This window comes from Streptomyces yongxingensis, assembly GCF_055597465.1.
In genome coordinates, this window is sequence record NZ_CM145717.1 from 5,999,479 (window position 1) to 6,022,285 (window position 22,807).

Consider the following 22,807-nt stretch of genomic DNA (forward strand, 5'->3'; position numbering starts at 1 on the left):
CGCCCGAGGGGGATGGCATGGCCACCGTCGAACTCCGCTTCAGCGCGCTGCCCGAGCACGTCAGGACCGCTCGTCTTGTCGCGGCGGCCGTGGCGCGCCGGGCGGGGGTGGATGAGGCCGTGCTCGACGAGGTGCGGCTCGCGGTCGGCGAGGCATGCACGCGTGCGGTCGGACTCCACCTGAGCAATGGGGTGGAGGCACCGGTGCGGGTGATCCTGACCGAGGAGGAGAAGAAGTTCTCCATCGAGGTCGGCGACGAATCCCCGACCTCGGCCGCCCTGGCGCCCGGCTCCCATCCGGAGGCGGACGACGAGGCCGAGGGCGAGGACGAGATGGGTCTCGCCGTCATCAGCGGGCTCGTCGACGATGTCGAGGTGACGACCAGCGAGACCGGTGGAGTGATCCGGATGAGCTGGCCGACCTCGCCCCAGCCTCTGGTGTCCTAGCCCAAGCCACGGCCTTTGGTGGCCCAGCCCTCCGGTCGGGTTCCGCCCGTACCGGGTGGGGCGCTGTCCTCGCCGGTTCGGACCCTGCCCCAGTGGGCCGGGCCTCTCGCCCCGCCCAGGGCCTCTTGCCTCGCCCAGGGCCTCTTGCCTCGCCCCGGTGGCCCGGCGCGGGCCCCCGGGGCGAGGCGCGGGCCTGAACTTTGCTCTGGCCGCCGAATCGGGCCCTCGAGGGGCATCTACTCGTCATCCCTCGCCCGATCTTCCGGACCACCGGACCGGCCGTTTCAAGATCGCCGGTCCGGTGGTCGGCGTGCCCGCACCCGCCTGGCGGCATCGTCCAGGCGCAGCACGGACGCGCCCCAGTCGCACCCCCGGCGCATCTCTCGGCGCGCGCTTTTTCGATCTCGAGCGTAGGCTCTGAACAGCGCTTTTCTCAGTGCGGTGCAATCACCGCCAGATCGTCATTGAGATCATCTATATAGATCATTTATAGAGATCACTTTACATCCGTCACCGAATTGTCGACCTTCCTTCTTCCGAAGGAATTCGTACCGCCAAACCTATTGATCTTCGCTGGTGCGGGGGAATTCCCATTCCGGCGCCCTGTTTTGATCGTGTGACGCTCCCTACAATCCGTCCACATCTCGAGCTCAGGACGCCTGAGCGCGGCGGCTCTTCTGCGGTCGCAGAACTGCTGCGCGCCCATGTGCCAAACGTCAAGGAGGACGAATGGCGGGGCCTCTCACCCCTCATCAGCTGGACCTCACCCCAACCCTGGCCGCCGCAGAGCTGACCGCCGACAACCGTGTGATCGTGCTGGTGATCGCCGCCGTCGCGATCGCGGCGCTCGCGGTCGCGGTGGTGCTGGTACGACAAGTCCTCGCGGCCGACGAGGGCACGGACAGTATGAAGAAGATCGCCGAAGCGGTTCAGGAAGGCGCCAATGCCTATCTGGCCCGGCAGTTGCGCACCCTCGGTGGATTCGCCGTGGTGGTGTTCTTCCTGCTCATGCTGTTGCCGGCGGACGACTGGACGCAGCGCATCGGGCGTTCGGTGTTCTTTCTGATCGGTGCGGGATTCTCGGCAGCCACCGGCTATATCGGGATGTGGCTCGCGGTGCGCAGCAATGTGCGCGTCGCGGCCGCCGCCCGTGAGGCCACCCCCGAGCCCCCCACCACACCCGTCAATGGCGATTCGGCCGCTTCCGCGCCCGGTAAGCCGAGCGTGGATCTCACGGCCGTCTCGCACAAGGCAATGAAGATCGCATTCCGTACCGGCGGTGTGGTGGGCATGTTCACCGTGGGCCTCGGACTGCTGGGCGCCTCCTGCGTGGTGCTGGTCTACGCGGCCGACGCGCCCAAGGTGCTGGAGGGCTTCGGGCTCGGCGCCGCGCTGATCGCGATGTTCATGAGGGTCGGTGGCGGCATCTTCACCAAGGCCGCCGACGTCGGCGCCGACCTCGTCGGCAAGGTCGAGAAGGGCATCCCCGAGGACGACCCGCGCAACGCCGCGACCATCGCGGACAACGTTGGCGACAACGTCGGGGACTGCGCCGGTATGGCCGCCGACCTCTTCGAGTCGTACGCCGTCACCCTGGTGGCCGCGCTGATCCTCGGCAAGGCGGCCTTCGGCGACTCCGGGCTGGCCTTCCCGCTGCTCGTCCCGGCCATCGGCGTGCTCACCGCCATGATCGGGATCTTCGCCGTGGCCCCGCGCCGCTCCGACCGCAGCGGGATGAGCGCCATCAACCGGGGCTTCTTCATCTCGGCCCTGATCTCGATGGCGCTGGTGGCGATCGCGGTCTTCGTCTATCTGCCGTCCAGCTACGCGGATCTCGACGGCGTCACCAACCGCGAGATCCTCGGCCACAGCGGCGACCCGCGGGTGCTCGCGCTCGTCGCGGTCGCCATCGGCATCGTGCTGGCCGCGCTCATCCAGCAGCTCACGGGCTACTTCACCGAGACCACCCGGCGTCCCGTGCGGGACGTCGGCAAGACCTCGCTGACCGGCCCGGCCACCGTGGTGCTCTCCGGTATCTCGCTCGGTCTGGAGTCCGCCGTCTACTCGGCGGCGCTGATCGGGCTGAGCGTCTACGGCGCGTTCCTGCTCGGCGGCAGTTCGATCATGCTGGCGCTGTTCGCCGTGGCGCTCGCCGGTACCGGTCTGCTCACCACGGTCGGCGTGATCGTCGCCATGGACACCTTCGGCCCGGTCTCCGACAACGCCCAGGGCATCGCCGAGATGTCCGGCGACGTCGAGGGCGCGGGCGCGCAGGTGCTCACCGACCTGGACGCGGTCGGCAACACCACCAAGGCGATCACCAAGGGCATCGCCATCGCGACGGCGGTGCTCGCCGCGGCCGCGCTCTTCGGCTCCTACCGCGACGCCATCGCCGAGGCGGTGAACGACGTGCACACCTCCGTGGCCGGGGAGATGAATCTGAGCCTGGACATCTCGCAGCCCAACAACCTCGTGGGCCTCGTCCTCGGCGCCGCCGTCGTCTTCCTCTTCTCCGGATTGGCGATCAACGCGGTGTCGCGGTCGGCCGGTGCGGTGGTCTTCGAGGTGCGGCGGCAGTTCCGCGAGAAGCCCGGGATCATGAACTACAGCGAGAAGCCGGAGTACGGCCGGGTCGTCGACATCTGCACCAAGGACGCGCTGCGCGAGCTGGCCACCCCGGGTCTGCTCGCCGTCATGGCGCCGATCGCCGTCGGCTTCACCTTCGGGGTCGGCGCGCTCGGCTCGTTCCTGGCGGGCGCGATCGGCACCGGCACGCTGATGGCCGTCTTCCTCGCCAACTCCGGCGGCGCCTGGGACAACGCCAAGAAGCTGGTCGAGGACGGTCACCACGGCGGCAAGGGGAGCGAGGCCCATGCCGCGACGGTGATCGGCGACACGGTCGGCGATCCCTTCAAGGACACCGCCGGTCCCGCGATCAACCCGCTGCTGAAGGTGATGAACCTGGTGGCGCTGCTGATCGCCCCCGCGGTGGTCAAGTTCTCCTACGGGGACAACGCCAGCCCGGGGCTGCGCGCGGTCGTCGCGGTGATCGCCGTAGTGATCATCGTGACCGCCGTCTACATCTCCAAGCGGCGCGGAATCGCCGTAGGTGACGAAGGCAACTCCGAGCATGTGGCGAAGTCAGCCGACGCGGCGGTGGTGTCCTAGCCCCGGACGGGGCCAGGGGGCCGGGAAAGCCCCCGCGACATGCGGGCGGGCGGTGTGCGACGGCACATCGTCCGCCCGCTTCCGCGTCCGCGGTGCGCCATCCGCTCGATGAGGCCATGTCCACAATGAGCGTGGTGCAAATGGCCCTAAAGATATTCATACGGGACGCTCTCCCGGTGGGCTTCGCCGGATGGACGTGTATGTTCCGGGGCCGAGAGCCATGGAAGGGACCAATCCGGTGAACAAGAAGCTTGTGGCTGCACTGTCCGGCGGTGCGGCACTCGTACTGGCGCTGACCGGCTGCGGGGGCGGCGACGAGGACAAGAAGGTCAACGACTGGGCCAAGTCGGTCTGTGACGAGGTGCAGCCTCAGCTCAAGAAGATCCAGGGCGCCAACACCGCGATCCAGGGCGCCGCCGACGAGCAGGACTCCAAGAAGCTGCAGCAGACCGACTCCAAGGCGTTCCAGGAGATCTCCGAGTCCTACGGGGCACTCGCCAAGGCCGTGAACAAGGCGGGCCCGCCGCCCGTGGACAACGGCGACAAGACCCAGAAGCAGGCGGTCAAGGAGCTCAACGCCACCTCGGGGTCGTACACGAAGCTGAGGTCGGCCGTCGACAAGCTGGACACCTCGGACAAGTCCAAGTTCGCCCAGGGGCTCAAGGGCGTCGCCGATGAGCTCGACAAGCTCAGCAAGTCGGGTGACCAGGCCCTGCAGAAGCTCCAGGAGGGCAAGGTCGGCTCGGCCATGGCCAAGCAGCCCGGCTGCCAGAAGCCGAAGACGGCCGGCGGCGCCACGACGCAGTCCTAGCCACCCTCGCTGGTCCGCCTAGCCCTCGCTGGTCCGCCGTAGTCCGCGTAGTCCTCCCGGGCGGTCCCCGTAGTCCCTTACGCGGACCGCCCGGGAGTTCTCCGCCAGGGGGCCAACGCCGCCCTGTGGCGCGCCCTTTGCCGCCCGTCACCCCGGTCGGCGTGGGCGATGTCGTCCCGATGCCGACTGCCGTCGCCCGCTGTCGGTGGTTGCCCCGACAATGAGGGCGTGAGTACGCACCAGCCCTCGTTCCGCCTCCCCACCGCCGACCCCGAGCGCACCGCCCGCCTTCGCGAGGCGCTGTCGGCCGCATCCTTCACCGCCGACGGTCTGCTGGACCTGCTCGGCCCGTCCGCGTACGCGGCCCTGGCGCGCGGGGAGACCGTCCCGGCGCTGCGCGCCACCCGGGGCGGGAGCGGCCCGATGGAGACCCTGGTGCGGCTCTTCCTGCTGCAGCACCCCGTGGCGTACGGGCGGGCGGCCGCGGCCCTCCCCGCCGAGGACTGCCTCGCCGACGGCTGGCTGGTGCGCGACGGCGACGAGGTGCGCGCGAGCGTGGACGTGCGGCCTTACGGCGGGCCCGAGGGCCAGGACTGGTGGATCGTCTCCGACCTGGGCTGCGCGGTCGGCGGGGCGGCAGGGATCGGTGGCCCGGGCGGCGCGCGCGGCCGTGAGGACCGCTCCCGGCTCGTCCTCGGGGTCGGCGGCGCGTCCACCACGCTCGCCGGTCTCACCGTCCCCGCGCCCGTGGACCGGGTCCTCGACCTCGGTACCGGCTCCGGCATCCAGGCACTGCACGCGGGCCGCCACGCCGCCCGCGTGACCGCCACGGACCGCAATCCGCGCGCCCTGGCCATCGCCCGGCTGACCCTCGCCCTGTCCGGGGCGCCGGAGCCGGACCTGCGGGAGGGGTCGCTGTTCGACCCGGTCCGGGACGAGGCGTACGACCTGATCGTCTCCAACCCGCCCTTTGTGATCTCCCCGCGCTCCCCGGAGGGCAGCGAGCTGGTCTACCGGGAGGGCGGGATGTCCGGGGACGATCTGTGCCGCACCCTCGTCCAGCGGTCCGCCGGGCACCTCGTCGACGGCGGCTGGTGTCAGCTGCTGGCGAACTGGCAGCACGTCGAGGGGGAGGACTGGCGCGAGCGGCTGGCCTCCTGGGTCCCGCCCGGCTGTGACGCGTGGATCGTGCAGCGCGAGGTGCAGGACGTCACCCAGTACGCCGAGCTGTGGCTGCGCGACGCCGGTGAGCACCTGGCCGGTCCCGAGGCGTACGCGGCGCGCTACGACGCGTGGCTGGACGAGTTCGAGGCGCGGAAGACCACGGCCGTCGGCTTCGGCTGGATCACTCTGCGCAAGTCCGGCGCCGACCGGCCCTCGGTGACCGTGGAGGAGTGGCCCCATCCGGTCGAGCAGCCGCTGGGGGCCGAGGTCATGGCCCACTTCGACCGGCAGGACTTCCTGCGCACGCAGGACGACGCGGCGCTGCTGACCGCCCGCTTCCGGCTGGCCGACGAGGTCGTCCAGGAGCAGGTGGGCCCGCCCGGGGCCGAGGATCCCGAGCATGTGGTGCTCAGGCAGCACCGGGGGATGCGGCGCGCGACGAAGGTGGACACGGTCGGGGCGGGCTTCGCGGGTGTGTGCGACGGCACACTCAGCGCCGGCCGGATCCTGGACGCCATCGCCCAGCTGCTCGGGGAGGACCCGGTGGTGCTGCGCGACCGCACCCCGGAGTCCATCCGGCTCCTGGTCGAGCAGGGCTTTCTGCGGCCCGTCGGCGACGACGGCATAGAGACGACGGCATAGAGATGCCATGACGGCATAGGGGACGCCGCGACTGCCATAGGGACGCCATGACGGCCATAGAGGTGCCTTGACGGCATAGGGGCCGGATGGGAACGCGCCGCGCTTGCGCCGGGGGCGTGCGCCGGTGGTACAGCGCTCTGTCCCGCGCCCCCGTATGGCAGGAAGCTGTCGCCGGGGGCGCCGGAGGGGCCGTCCCGGGGCGGGTGCGGACGGGGCCCGGCGAGGCGACGCGCGCTGTTCACCCGGGGTTCGCGCTCACGCCTCCCGTGCGTGCCACGCTCCCGCCATGGAGAGCGGACCTGCGATCTTCGCCGGAACGGCATTCGTGTTGTTCGGCGCCGCGCTGCTGCTGTGGACGGCGGCGCGCCTGAGGCTGCGTGTGCCGGTCGCAGACGGTGTGAGTCCTGTCGCTTCCGCGGTGCTCTCCCTTTTCTTCGGCATCGCCGCGCTCGGCGGCGGAATCTGGTGCCTGGGTTACGCCTGACAGGGCCTTCCACGCTGCCTCGTGCCGGTCCGGGCGGCAGACAGGACGGTTGTCGGGTTACCGTTCGAGTGGCGTTGCGGGCTTTTTCCGTTTGACACGGGGGCGGGATGTACCGTCACACTCCGCAGCGTCACCGTAGAGGGAGGCCGTGAGCGTTACCTGCGCGGCACTGCCCGTTCACCGAGAGTCGACCGGAGAGAAGAGCGAAGTTGTCCCCGACCACCAGCGAGACCGCACAGGGCGGCCGCCGACTCGTCATCGTCGAGTCGCCTGCCAAGGCGAAGACGATCAAGGGCTACCTCGGTCCGGGATACGTGGTCGAGGCCAGTGTCGGGCACATCCGGGACCTGCCGAACGGTGCGGCCGAGGTCCCCGACAAGTACACCGGCGAGGTCCGGCGCCTCGGCGTGGACGTCGAGCACGACTTCCAGCCCGTCTATGTGGTCAACGCTGACAAGAAGAGCCAGGTCAAGAAGCTCAAGGAGCTGCTCGCCGACTCCGACGAGCTCTTCCTGGCCACCGATGAGGACCGTGAGGGCGAGGCCATCGCCTGGCACCTCCAGGAGGTCCTCAAGCCCAAGGTCCCGGTGCGCCGGATGGTCTTCCACGAGATCACCAAGGACGCCATCCGGGCCGCCGTGGCCAACCCGCGCGAGCTGAACCAGCGCCTGGTCGACGCCCAGGAGACCCGCCGCATCCTCGACCGCCTCTACGGCTACGAGGTCTCGCCGGTCCTGTGGAAGAAGGTCATGCGCGGTCTGTCCGCGGGCCGGGTCCAGTCGGTCGCCACCCGTCTCGTCGTCGAGCGCGAGCGCGATCGCATCGCCTTCCGCTCCGCCGAGTACTGGGACCTCACCGGCACCTTCGCGACCGGCCGGGCCGGTGACGTCAGCGACCCCGGCACCTTCGGTGCCCGCCTTACGGCCGTCGACGGCCTCCGGGTCGCCCAGGGGCGCGATTTCACCTCGCTCGGGCAGCTCAAGGACGGGCTCAACGTCCTGCACCTGGACGAGGCGGGCGCCCGCTCGCTGGCCACGGCCCTCGCCGACACCGCCTTCACGGTGCGCTCGGTCGAGTCCAAGCCGTACCGCCGCTCGCCGTACGCGCCGTTCCGCACGACGACCCTGCAGCAGGAGGCCAGCCGCAAGCTGGGCTTCGGTGCCAAGGCCACCATGCAGGTCGCGCAGAAGCTGTACGAAAACGGCTACATCACCTATATGCGTACGGACTCCACCGTCCTGTCGGACACGGCGGTGGCGGCGGCCCGGGCGCAGGTCACCCAGCTGTACGGCTCCGACTACCTGCCCGACAAGCCGCGCACCTACGCGGGCAAGGTCAAGAACGCCCAGGAGGCGCACGAGGCCATCCGCCCCTCGGGAGACCGTTTCCGCACTCCGGCGGAGACCGGCCTCACGGGCGACCAGTTCCGGCTCTACGAGCTGATCTGGAAGCGGACCGTCGCCTCCCAGATGAAGGACGCGATCGGCAACTCGGTCACCGTCAAGATCGGCGGGCAGGCGAGCGACGGCCGGGACGCCGAGTTCTCCGCCTCCGGTAAGACGATCACCTTCCACGGCTTCATGAAGGCGTACGTGGAAGGCGCCGACGACCCGAACGCCGAGCTCGACGACCGCGAGCGCCGGCTGCCGCAGGTCGCCGAGGGCGACCGGCTCACCGCCGAGGAGATCGCCGCCGACGGCCACGCGACCAAGCCCCCGGCCCGCTACACCGAGGCGTCGCTGGTCAAGGAGCTGGAAGAGCGCGAGATCGGCCGCCCGTCGACCTACGCCACGATCCTGGGCACCATCCTCGACCGCGGCTACGTCTTCAAGAAGGGCACCGCGCTCGTGCCCTCCTTCCTGAGCTTCGCCGTGGTCAACCTGCTGGAGAAGCACTTCGGCCGGCTGGTCGACTACGACTTCACCGCCAAGATGGAGGACGATCTCGACCGCATCGCGCGCGGCGAGGCCGAGGCCGTGCCGTGGCTGAAGCGCTTCTACTTCGGCGAGGGCGCGCAGGCCGGCGCCGCCGAGGCCGGGAACGGCGATGGCGACCACCTCGGCGGCCTCAAGGAGCTCGTCACCGACCTGGGCGCGATCGACGCCCGGGAGATCTCGTCCTTCCCCGTGGGCGATGGCATCGTGCTGCGCGTCGGCCGCTACGGGCCGTACGTCGAGCGCCCGACGGAGATCGAGGGCGGCACCGGCCGCCGCGCCGATGTCCCCGACGACCTGCCGCCGGACGAGCTGACCGTGGAGCTCGCGGAGGAGCTGCTCGCCAAGCCGAGCGGTGAGTTCGAGCTGGGTCCCGACCCCGAGACCGGTCGCATGATCGTCGCCAAGGACGGCCGCTACGGCCCGTACGTCACCGAGGTGCTCCCCGAGGACACCCCCAAGAGCGGTAAGAACGCCATCAAGCCGCGCACGGCCTCCCTGCTGAAGTCGATGTCCCTGGACACGGTGACCCTGGAGGACGCGCTCAAGCTGATGTCGCTGCCGCGTGTGGTCGGCACCGACGCCGAGGGCGTGGAGATCACCGCGCAGAACGGCCGCTACGGCCCGTACCTGAAGAAGGGCACGGACTCGCGGTCGCTCGAGACCGAGGAGCAGCTCTTCACCATCACGCTCGAGCAGGCGCTGGCGATCTACGCCCAGCCCAAGCAGCGTGGCCGGGCCGCGGCCAAGCCGCCGCTGAAGGAGCTGGGCACCGACCCGGTCAGCGAGCGGCCCGTGGTGGTCAAGGACGGCCGCTTCGGTCCGTACGTCACGGACGGCGAGACCAACGCGACGCTGCGCCGCGACGACGACGTGGAGACCATCACGCCCGAGCGCGGCTTCGAGCTGCTCGCCGAGAAGCGCGCCAAGGGACCGGCCAAGAAGACCGCCAAGAAGACGGCGGCCAAGAAGACCGCGGCCAAGAAGACGGCGGCGAAGAAGACCGCCGCCAAGAAGACCGCGGCGACGAAGACGACCGCGAAGAAGACGGCCGCCAAGAAGACGACCGCGAAGACCGCCGCCAAGAAGACGGCGGCCGAGAGGTCGTCGGCCAACGCCGAGTAGCCGGCCGACGGCGGGCGGGAAAGCGGAGCAAGGCGGAGAATCCGCACGCCATCCACGGCTCACCGCCCGTTTGTTCGGCCGGGGGGCCGTGGATTCATGTGATCCGGATAGGCTGGCGGGATGACGCGAGAGCAGCCAACGGACGTGACCGCCACTTCCGGTGCCCTTGCCGCGGACTCCCGCGAGCGGGCCGTACGAGCCCTGCTGCGCTATCAGCCGCTGCGACGGCTGTGGAGCGCTCAACTCGTCGGCGGTGCCGGGGACGTGCTCGCCGTACTGGTGCTGGTGCTGCTGACGCTCCAGGCGTCCATGGCGGCCGGCTCCTTCGGCGGCGGGTATCGCGGCGCGGCCTTCGCGGTGGCGGTGGTGCTCGGCGTACGGCTCTTCGCGACCGTGCTGTTCGGCGCGGTGCTCCTCGGGCCGCTCGCCGCGCTGATCGGCCCCTCCGGTCCGCTGGACCGCCGCTGGACCATGGTCGGCGCGGACGGTCTGCGGCTGGTGCTGCTCCTCATCGCGCCGCTGTGGATCGACTGGGCCCCGGCCGACGCCGTCGCCTGGCTGCTCATCACCACGTTCGTCGTCGGCGTCGTGGAGCGCTTCTGGACCGTCGCCAAGGACAGCGCGGCCCCCTCGCTGCTCCCGGCACCGCCCGCCGAGGGCGCCGCCGTGCGCCCGCTGCCCGACCACCTGGACGCGCTGCGCCGGCTCTCGCTCCGTACGAACTTCCTGACGCTGCCGATCGCCGCCGCCGCGCTGCTCGTCGTCACCCTCATCGGCAGGCTGCTGGGCACCGGCGTGGAGTGGTTCCACACCCACCAGGCCGCGCTCGGCTCGTACGTCGGCGCCGGGCTCTTCGCCGCGTCGGTCTCGATCCTCGCCTTCGTCGAACTGCCCGGTGCGCAGACCAGTCGCACCCGCTCCCCCCTGGAGGGGCTGCGCCGCCCCCGCGCCGCCTCCGGGAGCGGCGCCGACAAGGGGCGCACCGGAGCCGTTCCGCTGCTGGTGCTCGCCTGCGCCGGGGTGGCGGGCGCGATCGCCGCGGCCGTGGGCGTCGCCCCGCTGCAGGCCATGGACCTCGGCGGCGGGCCGGTCGGCTTCGCCCTCCTCGTCCTCGTCCTGACCGGCGGTCCGGCGATGGGCATCCGCTGGGCCCCGAAGGTCCTCCCGGGTCTGTCGCGGCGCCGGCTGCTGGCGCTGTCGGTCGCGCTGACCGGACTCGCGCTGCTCACGGCGGGCCTGGTGCACGACACCACCACCGTCGTGCTGATCGCCCTGATCGCGGGCGTGTCGGCGGGTGTCGCCGCCCACACCGGGCACTCCCTCCTGGACCAGGAGTCCGAGGAGACCCGTCGGCCCCGGATGACCGAGCACCTCCAGGCCGTCGTCCGCGTCGGCGTCGGGCTCGGCGCGGTCGCCGCGCCGCTGCTCGCCGCCGTCATCGGACCGCACCGGCTCGGCAGCGGCGACTTCGTCTTCGCCCACGGCGGCGCGGCCTTCACCCTGATGCTGGTGGGCGCGCTGCTGCTGCCCGTCGCCGCGCTGGTCCTCGGCCGGACCGACGACCGGCAGGGCGTGCCGCTGCGGCGCGATCTGCGCGAGGCGCTGCTCGGCGGGGGCGGCGCGGCTGAGGGCCCGGCCGCCACCGGCTTCTTCATCGCCATCGAGGGCGGGGATGGCTCGGGCAAGTCCACGCAGGTGGAGGCGCTGGCCGAGTGGATCAGGGCCAAGGGGCACGAGGTCGTGGTGACCCGTGAGCCGGGCGCGACCGCGATCGGCAAGCGGCTGCGCTCGATCCTGCTCGACGTCTCGTCCGCCGGGATCTCGCACCGCGCCGAGGCGCTGCTGTACGCGGCGGACCGCGCCGAGCACGTCGACACCGTCGTCCGCCCGGCGCTGGAGCGCGGCGCGGTCGTCATCTCCGACCGCTACATCGACTCGTCCGTCGCCTACCAGGGCGCGGGGCGCGACCTCGCCGCGACCGAGATCGCGCGCATCTCGCGCTGGGCGACGAACGGCCTGGTGCCGCATCTGACGGTGCTGCTGGACGTCTCGCCGGAGACCGCGCGCGAACGCTTCACCGAGGCCCCGGACCGGCTCGAGTCCGAGCCCGCCGAGTTCCACCAGCGCGTACGGGCCGGGTTCCTGGCCCTCGCCGCCGCCGACCCGGCCCGCTACATCGTCGTCGACGCCGGGCAGCTGCCGGAGGCGGTCACCTCCGTGGTGCGCCACCGCTTGGACCAGATGCTGCCGCTGTCCGAGGCGGAGGTGAAGGCCCAGGAGGAGGCCCGTAAGGCCGCCGAGGAGGAGGCCCGCCGGCGCGCGGAGGAAGAGGCCGCCCGTAAGGCCGAGGAGGAGCGGCTGGAGCGCGAGCGCCAGGAGGCGCTCGCCAAGGCGCGCGCCGAGGAGGAGGAGCGCAAGCGGCGCGAGCTGGAGGAGGCCCGTCGGCGCGAGGCCGAGCGGCAGGCGGAGGCGGCCCGTCAGCGGGCCGAGGACGCGCGCCGCAGGGCCGAGGAGGACCGCAAGCGCATCGAGGCCGAGGACCGCGCCCGCGCCGCCGAGGAGGAGCGGCGCCGCCTCCAGGCGGAGGCGGAGGCGCTGCGGCGGGCCGAGGCCGAGGCGCGCCGCCAGGAGGAGCAGCGCAAGGCCGAGGAGGCGCTGCTGCGGGCGGAGCAGGCACGGCTGGCGGCGGACGCGGCGTCCTCCGGGGCGGACGCGCCGACCGTGGAGACCGAGGTCCCGGCCCCGCCGCCCGAGGACGAGGACGGCCCCCGGGGCACCGGCGGTCCCCGGGGCGCTGCGGGTTCCGGCGCGGACGACCCGCACCCGGACACCACGGAGACGGTCCAGACGCCGCGGTTCGACCCGCGGGCGGGGTACGGCGGCGAGTCCGGCCGCCCCGGCACCGGGTCGGCGGCGGCCGATGAGACCACGGTGCTGCCACCGGTGCCTCCCGCGCCGCCCGTGCCGCCCCAGAACGGCCCGGACGCCGACGAGACCGCTGTCCTCCCGCCCGTACGGCCCCAGGACGGCCCGGAGCGCCGGGGCGGCCCGGACGCCGAGGAGACGGCCGTCCTGCCCCAGCCGCCCGCCGAGCCGCCCACGAACGCGGCCGACGAGACGGCCGTCCTGCCGCCCGTACGGGACGAGCGCTCCGCCGACCCGGCGGACCGGGTCCCGCCGTGGCTGTTCCGCCCGGACGAGGGTCAGGGCCAGGAGCACGGCCAGGGCAACGAGCGCACACGCGAGATGCCGCAGTACGGCCAGGACCAGGGCCAGGGGTACGACCAGAGCCAGGGGTACGACCGGGGCCAGGCGCAGGGCGGCGCCGAACCGCCGCGCCGGCGCCGCCGCCCCGAGTGGGCCGAGGAGACCCCCCTGGACGACCTCCCGTCCCTGGCCGACGAACTGCTCGGCCCCCGCGACGACGAGGACGGCCGCCGCCGCTGACGGAGATCCGCCGATGGTCCGTTTCGGGTCCGGCGTTTGGGGAGTCCTGGGGCAGAGCCGCCCCCTCCAGCCCCTCCAGGGGGCACCTCCCAGCGGTAGCTGAGGGAGCTTGAGGAGCGGCGTCCCGGCGGGGGTTCGGGGGCGGACCCCCGGAACGGGGTCTGGGGTAGAGCTCCAGCGGGGCCGGGGCGGCGCCCCGGTTCGGGAAGGGGCGGGGTGGGGAAAGACGGACCGTCCCCGCGTCACAGCCGATGGCCGCGCCCGGCTGTCGGCGGGGCGGCGGGGTCAGGGCGTCGACGGTGGGTGACCGCCGGAGGCGCGCCGGCCGGGCGGCGTCAGCGGTGGGTGACGCGTTCGGGTGTCGGTGCGGTGGACCACAATGGGGTGCCGTAGGGACGAGCGGCGGAGGCAGTCATGGCGGTGTGGGACGACCTGGTCGGGCAGGACCGAGTGGCGGCCCAGCTGTCGGCTGCCGCGCGGGATGCGGACGCGCTGGTCACGGCGGCCGGTGAGGCGGCCGACGGCCCCGTCGCGGAGCCCACGGCGTCGTCCAAGATGACCCACGCCTGGCTGTTCACCGGCCCGCCCGGCTCCGGCCGGGCCACCGCCGCCCGCGCCTTCGCCGCCGCGCTGCAGTGCGTCAGCCCGGACCGGGCGCTCGGCGGCGCCCCCGGGTGCGGCTTCTGCGATGGCTGTCACACCGCCCTGGTCGGCACCCACGCCGATGTGGAGGTGGTCCGTACGGACATGCTCACCATCGGCGTCAAGGAGACCCGTGAGCTCGTCCGCCGCGCCCAGCTCTCGCCCGCCGGAGGCCGGTGGCAGGTGATCGTCATGGAGGACGCCGACCGCCTTACCGAGGGTGCGGGCAATGTGCTCCTCAAGGCCGTCGAGGAGCCCGCGCCGCGCACCGTATGGCTGCTGTGCGCGCCCTCGCTGGAGGACGTGCTGCCCACGATCCGCTCCCGCTGCCGCCTCCTCACCCTCCGCACGCCCCCGGTGGACGCCGTGGCGGACATCCTCGTCCGGCGCGACGGCATCGACCCCGAACTCGCCGCCTCCGCCGCCCGTGCCACCCAGGGGCACATCGGCCGCGCCCGCCGTCTGGCCACCGACGAGCGGGCCCGCGCCCGCCGCGCCGCCGTCCTGAAGCTCCCGCTGCGCGTCGACGACGTGGGCGGCTGCCTCAAGGCGGCCCAGGAGCTGATCGACGCGGCGGCCGAGGACGCCAAGCAGGTGGCGGAGGAGGTCGACACCAAGGAGACCGAGGAGCTGCGCGCCGCCCTGGGCGCCGCCGCCGGTACGGGCGGGCGGCTGCCGCGCGGCACGGCCGGGGCCATGAAGGACCTCCAGGACCGCCAGAAGCGCCGTGCCACCCGCACCCAGCGCGACAGCCTCGACCTCGCGCTCACCGATCTGACCGCCTTCTACCGGGATGTGCTGGCCCTCCAGCTCGGCTCCCAGGTGGCGCTCGCCAACACCGACGTACGGGACGCGCTGGAGCGGATCGCGTCGGGGTCGAAGCCCGAGCGGACGCTGCGCCGGATAGAGGCGATCACGGCCTGCCGTCAGGCGCTGGACAGCAATGTGGCGCCGCTGCTGGCGGTCGAGGCGATGACCATGGCGCTGCGGGCGGGCTGAGTCACCCGTACGGGTTCGTCGCCGGACGCATGGAGCGTGTCCGGTTGGATACTCTCCGTAAGGGGGCGAACCGGTCCCATCCCATAGGAACCAGTACAGGGTGATCCATGTGATCCGGCCGGCGCGATCCCGCGACTCGACCGCGAACCGAGGGATCAGCCCATGCACACCCGACACAGCAGCCGCCCGCTCCGGACCCTCGGCGCCGCCCTTACGGCCGCCGCCCTGCTGTCCTCCGGGTGCTCGGCCGACGCCTCCGCGCCGCGCGCCGCGTCGCTGTCGAAGAAGGCAGTCCCCGCCGCCCTCAAGCCGTACTACGAGCAGACGCTGAGCTGGCGCCCCTGCGGCGGCGCGGACTTCGAATGCGCCACGCTCAAGGCCCCGCTCGACTACGCGAGACCCGGCACCGGCCGGGACCTGAGGCTCGCGGTCTCCCGTAAGAAGGCCACCGGCACCGGCCGCCGCCTCGGTTCGCTCCTGGTGAACCCCGGCGGCCCCGGCGGCTCCGCGGTCGGCTATCTGCAGAGCTTCGCGGCCGTCGGCTACCCGGCCCGGGTGCGCGCCCGCTACGACATGGTGGCGATGGACCCGCGCGGTGTGGCCGAGAGCGAGCCCATCACCTGTCTGAGCGACAAGCAGATGGACGCCTTCACCCAGACCGACCAGACGCCCGACGGCCGCGGCGAGACCGACCGCCTCGTCGCCGCCTACAAGAAGTTCGCCCGCGGCTGCGCGACCCGCTCCGGCCGCATCCTCGGCCATGTCTCGACGGTCGAGGCGGCCCGCGACATGGATGTGCTGCGCGCCGCACTGGGCGACCGGAAGCTGACTTACGTCGGCGCCTCCTACGGCACCTTCCTCGGCGCGACCTACGCCGACCTCTACCCCCACCGCGTCGGCCGTCTCGTCCTCGACGGCGCGCTCGACCCGACGCTGTCCTCCCGGCGCATCAACCGCGACCAGACCGCCGGTTTCGAAACCGCCTTCACCGCCTTCGCCAAGGACTGCGTGCGCCGTACCGGCTGCCCCCTCGGCACCGGCTCCGTGGCCGCCGCCCGCGACCGGCTCGGCGCCTTCTTCGCCCACCTCGACTCCCACCCGGTCCGCACCGGCGAGTCCCGTGCCCTGGGCGAACCCCTCGCCACGATCGGCGTGATCTCCGCCATGTACGACGAGACCGCCTGGCCTCAGCTGCGCACCGCCCTCCGCTCCGCGATGCGCGGCCACGGCGGCGGTCTGCTCAACCTGGCCGACCTCTACTACGAGCGCGACACCGACGGCTCGTACGCCAACCTCATGTACGCCAACCCCGCCGTCAACTGCCTCGACCTCCCACCTGCCTTCCGCACCCCCGCCGAGGTCCGGAAGTCCATCCCCGACTTCCGGAAGGCATCCCCCGTCTTCGGCAAGGCCCTCGCCTGGGCGGCGCTGAACTGCGCCTACTGGCCCGTCCGCCCGACCGGTGCGCCCCACCCCCTGCACGCCAGGGGCGCCGCCCCCATCGTCGTCGTCGGCACCACCCGCGACCCCGCCACCCCCTACCCCTGGGCCCGCGCCCTCGCCACCCAGCTCTCCTCCGCCACCCTCCTCACCTACGACGGCGACGGCCATACGGCCTACGGCCGCGGCAGCAGGTGCGTCGACAACGCGATCAACACCTACCTCCTCACCGGCCGCCCACCCGCCCCCCGCACCCGCTGCCACTGACCAGCCCCGCCCCAGCCCAGGCCCCGCCCAGGCCCCCCGGCCCCGTACGGAGCACCCCTCGAAACTGTGTAGACTTGGCGACGCTGCTGCTGCCAATCTGGCTCCGCAGCATGCCGCCTTAGCTCAGTCGGCCAGAGCGACGCACTCGTAATGCGTAGGTCAAGGGTTCGATTCCCTTAGGCGGCTCAGCGAGAACCCCAGCCCGGACCGTGTCCGAGCTGGGGTTCTTTGGGTTTTCGGGGGTTCAGCCGTTGATGGGGGGCTTGGCGGACCAGGCGGTCAGGGAGAGGGTGCCGTTGTCGAGGTCCTGGTTGAAGGGGACCGTGCTGTGGGAGTTGCTGCCCGTCGGGGAGATCTGCAGGTACTTCGCGTGGGCGGTCCCGGCTCCGGTCGTGGTCCACACCAGGTCGGCCCAGGCGCTCTTGCCCGGGGCGAGGGTGATCGGGTGGGTGCCCGGGTCGGTGGCGAAGTAGGTGCTGCCGTGGCGGGCGGTGGTCTTGATGGCGGTGTGGCCGGTGCCCTCCAGGGCGACCCCGGCGTAGCCGCTGATGACGCAGGTCTCGTCGCCGGTGTTCGTCACCCGCAGGAAGGTGCCCCGGTGGTTCATCTCGGCCTGGGAGGTGCCGGCGGAGTCCAGGGTCGCCCGCAGCGTGCCCGGCTGGCATTCGGAGGTCGCCTGGGCCTTGCTGGCGCCCGAGCCCAGGGCCGTTGCCTGCTTGCCGGTCTGGTTGCCCGCCTGGCCGTGGATCGAGGCGTCCGACTGGGACGACTTCGCCGAGGCCGACGCGTGGGAGGAGGAGTTCCCCTTGGCGTCGGATGAGGAGTCATTGCTCCCGCAGGCGGTGAGGGCGACGGCCGAGGCGGCGGCGATCAGCGCGGCCGCACCGGCCTTACGGATACGGCGGTTGAGAATGTGGTGCGACATGACGACCCCCATGGGCTTCGGGTTTGTGCGGTTCCTGCTCACGCACCATCCATGGTGTCGGCCGCCGCTGGCGTTCCCTTAACGGTCGCTGCCGAACCGCTAACGCCCGGCTAACGCCCGCCGTCACCCCTCGGGCGGGGTCCAGTCGGCCACGAGGTCCAGGAGGCCGGGGAAGCGGGCGTTGAGGTCCGCGATGCGGACGTGGCTGCGGCGCTCCAGGCCGTATTGGCGCTGGCGGGTGATGCCTGCCTCGCGGAGCGCCTTGAAGTGGTGGGTGAGGGAGGACTTGGGGCGGTCGAGGCCGAACCAGCCGCAGGTGTGATCGAACTGCTCCGATTCGAGGAGGAGTTTGCGCACGATGCGGAGGCGGAGGGGGTCGCTCAGCGCCGCCAGGACCGTCTCCAGGCGGATCTCCTCCACGGCCGGCTCGGGGAGCGGAGGCGGCAGGTCGGGGGGTTCGGGGACGGCCTTGATGGCGGGGCGTCCGTCGTCGGTTGTCCGGGGGGTCATGGGTGGGTCCTGTGGGTCCTCGGTGCGCGGCTCTTTGTACGAGTCCAATCGTACTGCATGCTAAGTTCGATTCAAGTCGTACTGGAGTCTGGCGGAAGGAGCTGTCGTGGTGGGGAGTCGGGCGGTGGTGGTCTCGGGGGTGCGGGAGGCCGAGGGAGGGGAAAGTGGCGTCGCCACCCGGTGGGTGTGGACCGCCGCCTGGCCGGTGACCGCGGTGTTCGTCCTGTCGAACGCGGCCACACCGCTGTATGTGCGGTGGCAGCGCGAGATCGGGTTCTCCAAGGGCACCCTGACGGTGATCTTCGCCTGCTACATCGTCGGGCTGATCGGTTCGCTGCTGGTCTCGGGCGTGGTCTCGGACCGGGTGGGGCGGAAGCCCGTACTGCTGCCCGCGCTCGGGCTCGCGCTGGCGGCGTGCGCGATCTTCGCGAGTGCGTCGGGCGTGGCGGCGCTGATCGTGGCGCGGCTGTTCAGCGGGATCGCGGTCGGCGCCGTCGTCTCCGCCGGAATGGCGGCGGTGACCGATGTGGCCGGGCCGGAGCGGCGGCGGCTGGCGGCGCTGCTGGCCTCGTGCGCGATGGTGTTCGGGGCCGGTCTCGGGCCCTTGCTCGCGGGGTTGTTGGGCGAGGGGGTGTTCGTCCTGGAGGCGGTGCTGCTGGTGGCGGCGGTCCTGGTCGTGGTGCGAATGCCGGTGCGTGGTTCTTCCGCCGTGGCCGCGAAGGCCGTCCCCGCCAGGCGGTTCGCCCCCGCCAGGCGGGTCTGGGTGCGGGTTCCCGGGGTGCCTCGGGGAAGTGGTGGGGAACTCCTCATGGGGATCGCCGTCTTCGCGCCCGGCATCACCGCCACCTCTTTCGTGCTCTCCCTCGGGCCGTCGCTGCTCTCGGGGTTGCTGGACACCACCAGCCCGGTGGTCGCGGGGACCATGGCCTTCGTCATGTTCCTCACCGCGACCGGTGCGCAGTTCGCGGTCCAGCGGCTGGATCGGCGGACGATCCTGCTCGCCGGTGCCGTCAGTACGTCGATCGGCATGGGCGCGCTCATCGCCGCCGTCCGCGCCTCCTCCGTGCCGCTGCTCGTCGCCGCCGCGCTGCTGGCCGGGGCGGGGCAGGGGATGGGGCAGCTCGGCGGGTTGTCGCTGCTCAACTCCAGTGTTCCGCCGGGCCGTCTGGCGGAGGCCAACGCGGCGCTCAACGTCGGCGGCTATGTGCCCGCGGGCGTACTGCCGGTAACGGCGGGTTACCTCAGCGACGCGGTGGGGCTGACGGCGGGGGCGACCGTCTTCGGAGCCGTACTCATGGCGTTGGCCCTCGTCGGGGGCCTGGTGGTCCTCACCGGCCCACCGCGCGTCCGGAGGAAAGAGGCATGAGGGCATGGAGGGTGGGTAGACGGGACCCCAATCAGCCTATGCATGCAGCCGATACAGGGAGTGCGACAGTGAACCACACGGCACCCGCGACGATGTCGATGCTGACAGCAGCGGAAGCTGAGCAGGCACAGGACGTTCGCGTAAGTGACATTGCACTGGATGGAGTTGAGACCGCCCGCCCCGTCGATCTGCCCACGGTGGACGATCCGGCGAAGGTGGCGCCCAAGGACGCGCGGGCGCTGACCAAGACGTTCCTGGATCGGCTGACGGAGCTGGAGGAGGGGACGCACGAGTACCAGTACGTGCGGAACACCCTCATCGAGCTCAACCTGTCACTGGTCCGGTACGCCGCCCGGCGGTTCCACAACCGCTCGGTGGAGATGGAGGACATCGTCCAGGTCGGCACCATAGGGCTGATCAAGGCGATCGACCGGTTCGACCTGAGCCGTGAGGTGGAGTTCACGACCTTCGCCGTTCCGTACATCGTCGGCGAGATCAAGCGGTTCTTCCGCGACACCAGCTGGGCGGTGCATGTGCCCCGCCGGCTCCAGGAGTTGCGGATCGACCTCGCCAAGGCGAACGAGGAGCTGTTCCAGCGGCTGGACCGGTCGCCCACCACGGCCGAGCTCGCGGAGCATCTGCGGCTGAGCGAGGACGAGGTCGTCGACGGACTGGTGGCCAGCAACGGCTATCTCACCACCTCGCTGGACGCGCCCGCGGACCAGGAGAGCGGCGCCGCGCGCGTGACCACGTACGCGGACCGGTTCGGCGACGTCGACCCGGCCATGGAGGCCGTGGAGAACCTGCACGCGCTCAAGCCGCTGGTGGAGCAGCTCGGTGAGCGGGACCGCCGCATTCTGCAGCTGCGGTTCGGCGAGGAGATGACGCAGTCGGAGATCGGCGCCGAGCTCGGCGTCTCCCAGATGCATGTCTCCCGGCTGCTCGGCCGTACGCTCGGCAGGCTGCGGCGCGGAATGCTCACCGAGGAGTAGCAGGTCCGAGGGCCAGGCACAGGCACGCGTACGCGAGAGTCACGCGTACGCGAGAGCACCGCCGCCGCGCCGCTGATCACAACGCTGCTGATCACAACAGAACACGACCGAAGGGGCCCGGCCGGAGATTTCTCCGGCCGGGCCCCTTCGGTCTCGCGTTGTGGTTTGTCTGTGGCCTCTTCGGGTTACCAGCGGTACCACCGTCCTCGCCGCCCGCCGACTGTCGGCCGGGCGATGAAGCCGATCAGCCAGACGGCGAGCACGATGACCGCGATCCACCACAGAGCCTTCAGGGCGAATCCGGCGCCGAAGAGCAGCAGGGCGAGAAGAAGAACGACAAGCAGGGGGACCATGAATACCAACCTCCTCGCCGCGGCGGGTACCCCTCCGGGAATCCGGCACACCTGATGAATTCATGCTGTTTCGAACACTCCGTTACCCCTGGTGGCTGGGTGGCGTGGCGTCTCACGGTGAGCGGAGGCAGGCTGGAAGGGCAGAGGTCAGAGGGTGATACGTCATGATCCAGTCAGCAGATATCCGTGAGTGGCGCGACCAGGATGTCGTCGATGAGCAGGGCCGCAAGATCGGGGTGCTCGAGGCGATCTACGTGGCCACGTCCACCGACGAACCCGCCATGGCCACCGTCCGCACCGGACTGCCCACCCGCCACCGTCTGGTGTTCGTCCCCGTGGACGACGCGGTGGTCGGGCCGGGCTATGTGAAGGTCTCCTACACGCGGTCGCTGGTGAAGAAGGCACCCTCGCTCGGCATGGACGATGTGCTGCCCGCGGAGCAGGAGGGGGCGATCTTCCAGCACTACGGGAAGACCTACCAGTCGGGTCCGGGCGGCGGGCGGCAGCTCGCACGCCGCTGACGGCCGAGGACGCTTGATCGATCGAGGAGAGGTGTCGGCGGTGGCGCTCTTCCTGTTCCTGGTGATCGTGGCCATCGTGCTCGGCATCCTCGGCTGGGTGGTGCACGGTCTGGGCTATCTGCTGGTCATCGGTGTGGTGGTGCTGGTGGTCGACATCGTCCTCGGGCTGGTGCGGCTGGTGCGGCGGGGCCGGCGGCGTCGGCTCCGATGACGGGACGCGCTGAGGCCCGCGCCCCCTTCGGGGCGCATGCCATCCCGTACGTCCCCGGTACGCTCCGGCCCTCCGGCGACCCGGCGTCGGCCGACCGGCGGGTCCTGGAGCACTACCGGCTGTGGAAGGCGTACTTCCTGCGGTCGGGCGACGAGGCGGGCGGCCGGGGCCGGTGCGCGGCCGCCCGGGTCCGTGTGTCGCCGCTGGCCACCGCGTCGGCGCCGAGTCGCCAGGGGTCGCGGCAGGCGTTCCATGGCTCGCGCCTACGCGGCCGGGGGTGCAGCTCCAGTCGATGCTGGTGGTCAGGCACAACTCCTGGGTGCCGTAGGGGCGACCACCGTCTCGCAGAGCGATTCCAGGGCGCCCCTCGCCGGGCAGTCGGGCAGCGCGGACAGGGCCGCGCGGGCCGCGTCGGCCTGACGGGCGGTCTCCTCGCGGGCCCGGTCCAGGGCCGGATGGGTGCGCAGCCGCGCCACCGCCTCCGCGTATCCCGTCCGCTCGACGGGCCCGGTGAGCAGCTCGTACAGCTCACGGTCCGCGGGGTCCGCGGCCCCCGCCAGCAGCAGGACGGGCAGGGTGGGGCGGCGGGCGGTGGGGGTCGCCACCTCGTCGGCGAGATGGCTCGCCACGCCGAGCCGTTCGCCGTACCGCGCGAGGGAGTCCGCGACGCTCGGGTCCGCCCCCGAGGCCAGCGCGCCCAACTGTCCGGAGACGGCGGTCAGCGAGCCGGTCCGGCTCGCCAGCACGTCCAGATGGTGCTCGACCGGGTCGTGGCCGTCGCGCGGTCCGGTCGTCTCCAGGATCTGGCCGGTGACCTGCCGCCGGAACGCCTGGGCCTGGATCCGTACGGCCTCCGGGCCCAGGTCGGCCAGGATGTGCGAGGCGCGGGCGAAGAGGAAGTCGCCGGTGAGCACCGCGAGGGTGTTGTCCCAGTTGGCGTCCGGGCGCGGGGCGTCGCGCCGTACGGCCGCCTCGTCCCGGACGTCGTCGTGGTAGTGGGTGGCCAGATGGGTCAGCTCGACGACCACGGCGGCGGGCACCACGCCCGGGGCGCCGGGGTCGCCGAACCGCGCCGCCAGCAGCACAAGCAGCGGCCGGAGCCGTCGCCCGGCCGTGCGCGTCAGCTCCCGCGCGGCATCACCGAGGCCGCGCGTCAACTCCCGCGCGGCCTCGGTGATGAACGGCACATCGCTCTTGGTGGCCCGCAACAGGCCCTCTTCCACCGCCGCTTGGCCGGCCCGGAGGCCGTCCGCCAGCGCGTGGTCCCGCACGGTCGGCTGCATGGACAGAAATGTCTCATATGTCGTCAGTAGCGGGCCTGAGGGCGTGTCATCAGCGGCTGTTTTCCGGACGTCGCCGG

General features: G+C 71.9%; 17 protein-coding genes and 1 tRNA gene. 14 read left to right on the forward strand and 4 right to left on the reverse strand.

Features of this window, described 5'->3' with window-relative positions:
• Nucleotides 1–17: 17 nt before the first annotated feature.
• The 10 genes from ACZ6TD_RS25920 to ACZ6TD_RS25965 all read left to right on the forward strand — a co-directional run bounded on the left by ACZ6TD_RS25920 (nucleotide 18) and on the right by ACZ6TD_RS25965 (nucleotide 16,755).
• On the forward strand, nucleotides 18–446 hold the full coding sequence (locus tag ACZ6TD_RS25920; protein WP_020870239.1) for an ATP-binding protein: 429 nt from the start codon (nucleotides 18–20) through the stop codon (nucleotides 444–446).
• Between the two features lie 729 nt (nucleotides 447–1,175).
• Nucleotides 1,176–3,614 carry a sodium-translocating pyrophosphatase gene (locus ACZ6TD_RS25925; RefSeq protein ID WP_471342004.1) on the forward strand — a complete coding sequence of 813 codons (2,439 nt, stop codon included), beginning with the start codon at nucleotides 1,176–1,178 and terminating at the stop codon, nucleotides 3,612–3,614.
• Between the two features lie 238 nt (nucleotides 3,615–3,852).
• Nucleotides 3,853–4,425: a small secreted protein gene (locus tag ACZ6TD_RS25930; RefSeq protein ID WP_471342006.1), complete on the forward strand. Its 573-nt coding sequence runs from the start codon at nucleotides 3,853–3,855 to the stop codon at nucleotides 4,423–4,425.
• Between the two features lie 228 nt (nucleotides 4,426–4,653).
• Nucleotides 4,654–6,231: a DUF7059 domain-containing protein gene (locus tag ACZ6TD_RS25935; RefSeq protein ID WP_471342007.1), complete on the forward strand. Its 1,578-nt coding sequence runs from the start codon at nucleotides 4,654–4,656 to the stop codon at nucleotides 6,229–6,231.
• 286 nt (nucleotides 6,232–6,517) lie between these two features.
• Nucleotides 6,518–6,715, forward strand: a complete 198-nt coding sequence (locus ACZ6TD_RS25940) for a hypothetical protein (RefSeq protein ID WP_471342008.1) — start codon at nucleotides 6,518–6,520, stop codon at nucleotides 6,713–6,715.
• Nucleotides 6,716–6,924: 209 nt separating this feature from the next.
• A complete protein-coding gene (topA, locus tag ACZ6TD_RS25945; protein ID WP_471342010.1) occupies nucleotides 6,925–9,774 on the forward strand; it encodes a type I DNA topoisomerase in 2,850 nt (949 codons plus the stop codon).
• A gap of 120 nt (nucleotides 9,775–9,894) precedes the next feature.
• Nucleotides 9,895–13,221, forward strand: a complete 3,327-nt coding sequence (gene tmk, locus ACZ6TD_RS25950; RefSeq protein ID WP_471342012.1) for a dTMP kinase — start codon at nucleotides 9,895–9,897, stop codon at nucleotides 13,219–13,221.
• A 414-nt stretch (nucleotides 13,222–13,635) separates the two neighbouring features.
• Complete coding sequence (locus ACZ6TD_RS25955) at nucleotides 13,636–14,862, forward strand: DNA polymerase III subunit delta' (protein ID WP_471342014.1); 1,227 nt, start codon at nucleotides 13,636–13,638, stop codon at nucleotides 14,860–14,862.
• A 162-nt stretch (nucleotides 14,863–15,024) separates the two neighbouring features.
• Entirely contained in the window at nucleotides 15,025–16,569 is a 1,545-nt protein-coding gene (locus ACZ6TD_RS25960) for an alpha/beta hydrolase (protein ID WP_471342015.1), read from the forward strand.
• Nucleotides 16,570–16,681: 112 nt separating this feature from the next.
• Nucleotides 16,682–16,755 (forward strand) — tRNA-Thr (locus ACZ6TD_RS25965).
• Nucleotides 16,756–16,813: 58 nt separating this feature from the next.
• Here ACZ6TD_RS25965 and ACZ6TD_RS25970 read toward each other — a convergent pair.
• Together ACZ6TD_RS25970 and ACZ6TD_RS25975 are read right to left on the reverse strand one after the other, a co-directional pair.
• The gene (locus tag ACZ6TD_RS25970; RefSeq protein ID WP_471342017.1) at nucleotides 16,814–17,494 is read right to left on the reverse strand and encodes a DUF4232 domain-containing protein; all 681 of its coding nucleotides are present in this window, start codon (nucleotides 17,492–17,494) and stop codon (nucleotides 16,814–16,816) included.
• Nucleotides 17,495–17,617: 123 nt separating this feature from the next.
• Nucleotides 17,618–18,004 carry an ArsR/SmtB family transcription factor gene (locus tag ACZ6TD_RS25975; RefSeq protein WP_471342018.1) on the reverse strand — a complete coding sequence of 129 codons (387 nt, stop codon included), beginning with the start codon at nucleotides 18,002–18,004 and terminating at the stop codon, nucleotides 17,618–17,620.
• Nucleotides 18,005–18,110: 106 nt separating this feature from the next.
• Here ACZ6TD_RS25975 and ACZ6TD_RS25980 point away from each other — a divergent pair, with 106 nt between their 5' ends.
• Together ACZ6TD_RS25980 and ACZ6TD_RS25985 are read left to right on the forward strand one after the other, a co-directional pair.
• Complete coding sequence (locus ACZ6TD_RS25980; protein ID WP_471342019.1) at nucleotides 18,111–19,370, forward strand: MFS transporter; 1,260 nt, start codon at nucleotides 18,111–18,113, stop codon at nucleotides 19,368–19,370.
• 92 nt (nucleotides 19,371–19,462) lie between these two features.
• Nucleotides 19,463–20,362, forward strand: coding sequence for an RNA polymerase sigma factor SigF (locus ACZ6TD_RS25985; protein WP_471358031.1), 900 nt, complete (start codon nucleotides 19,463–19,465; stop codon nucleotides 20,360–20,362).
• 185 nt (nucleotides 20,363–20,547) lie between these two features.
• Here the strand turns inward: ACZ6TD_RS25985 and ACZ6TD_RS25990 are convergent, their stop codons facing one another.
• On the reverse strand, nucleotides 20,548–20,715 hold the full coding sequence (locus tag ACZ6TD_RS25990) for a hypothetical protein (RefSeq protein WP_020870302.1): 168 nt from the start codon (nucleotides 20,713–20,715) through the stop codon (nucleotides 20,548–20,550).
• 164 nt (nucleotides 20,716–20,879) lie between these two features.
• Between ACZ6TD_RS25990 and ACZ6TD_RS25995 the strand changes: the two genes are divergently transcribed.
• Together ACZ6TD_RS25995 and ACZ6TD_RS26000 are read left to right on the forward strand one after the other, a co-directional pair.
• The gene (locus ACZ6TD_RS25995; protein WP_471342021.1) at nucleotides 20,880–21,236 is read left to right on the forward strand and encodes a PRC-barrel domain-containing protein; all 357 of its coding nucleotides are present in this window, start codon (nucleotides 20,880–20,882) and stop codon (nucleotides 21,234–21,236) included.
• Between the two features lie 13 nt (nucleotides 21,237–21,249).
• Entirely contained in the window at nucleotides 21,250–21,447 is a 198-nt protein-coding gene (locus ACZ6TD_RS26000; protein ID WP_471358857.1) for a hypothetical protein, read from the forward strand.
• Nucleotides 21,448–21,749: 302 nt separating this feature from the next.
• Here the strand turns inward: ACZ6TD_RS26000 and ACZ6TD_RS26005 are convergent, their stop codons facing one another.
• Nucleotides 21,750–22,730: a polyprenyl synthetase family protein gene (locus tag ACZ6TD_RS26005; RefSeq protein WP_471342023.1), complete on the reverse strand. Its 981-nt coding sequence runs from the start codon at nucleotides 22,728–22,730 to the stop codon at nucleotides 21,750–21,752.
• Nucleotides 22,731–22,807: the final 77 nt, after the last annotated feature.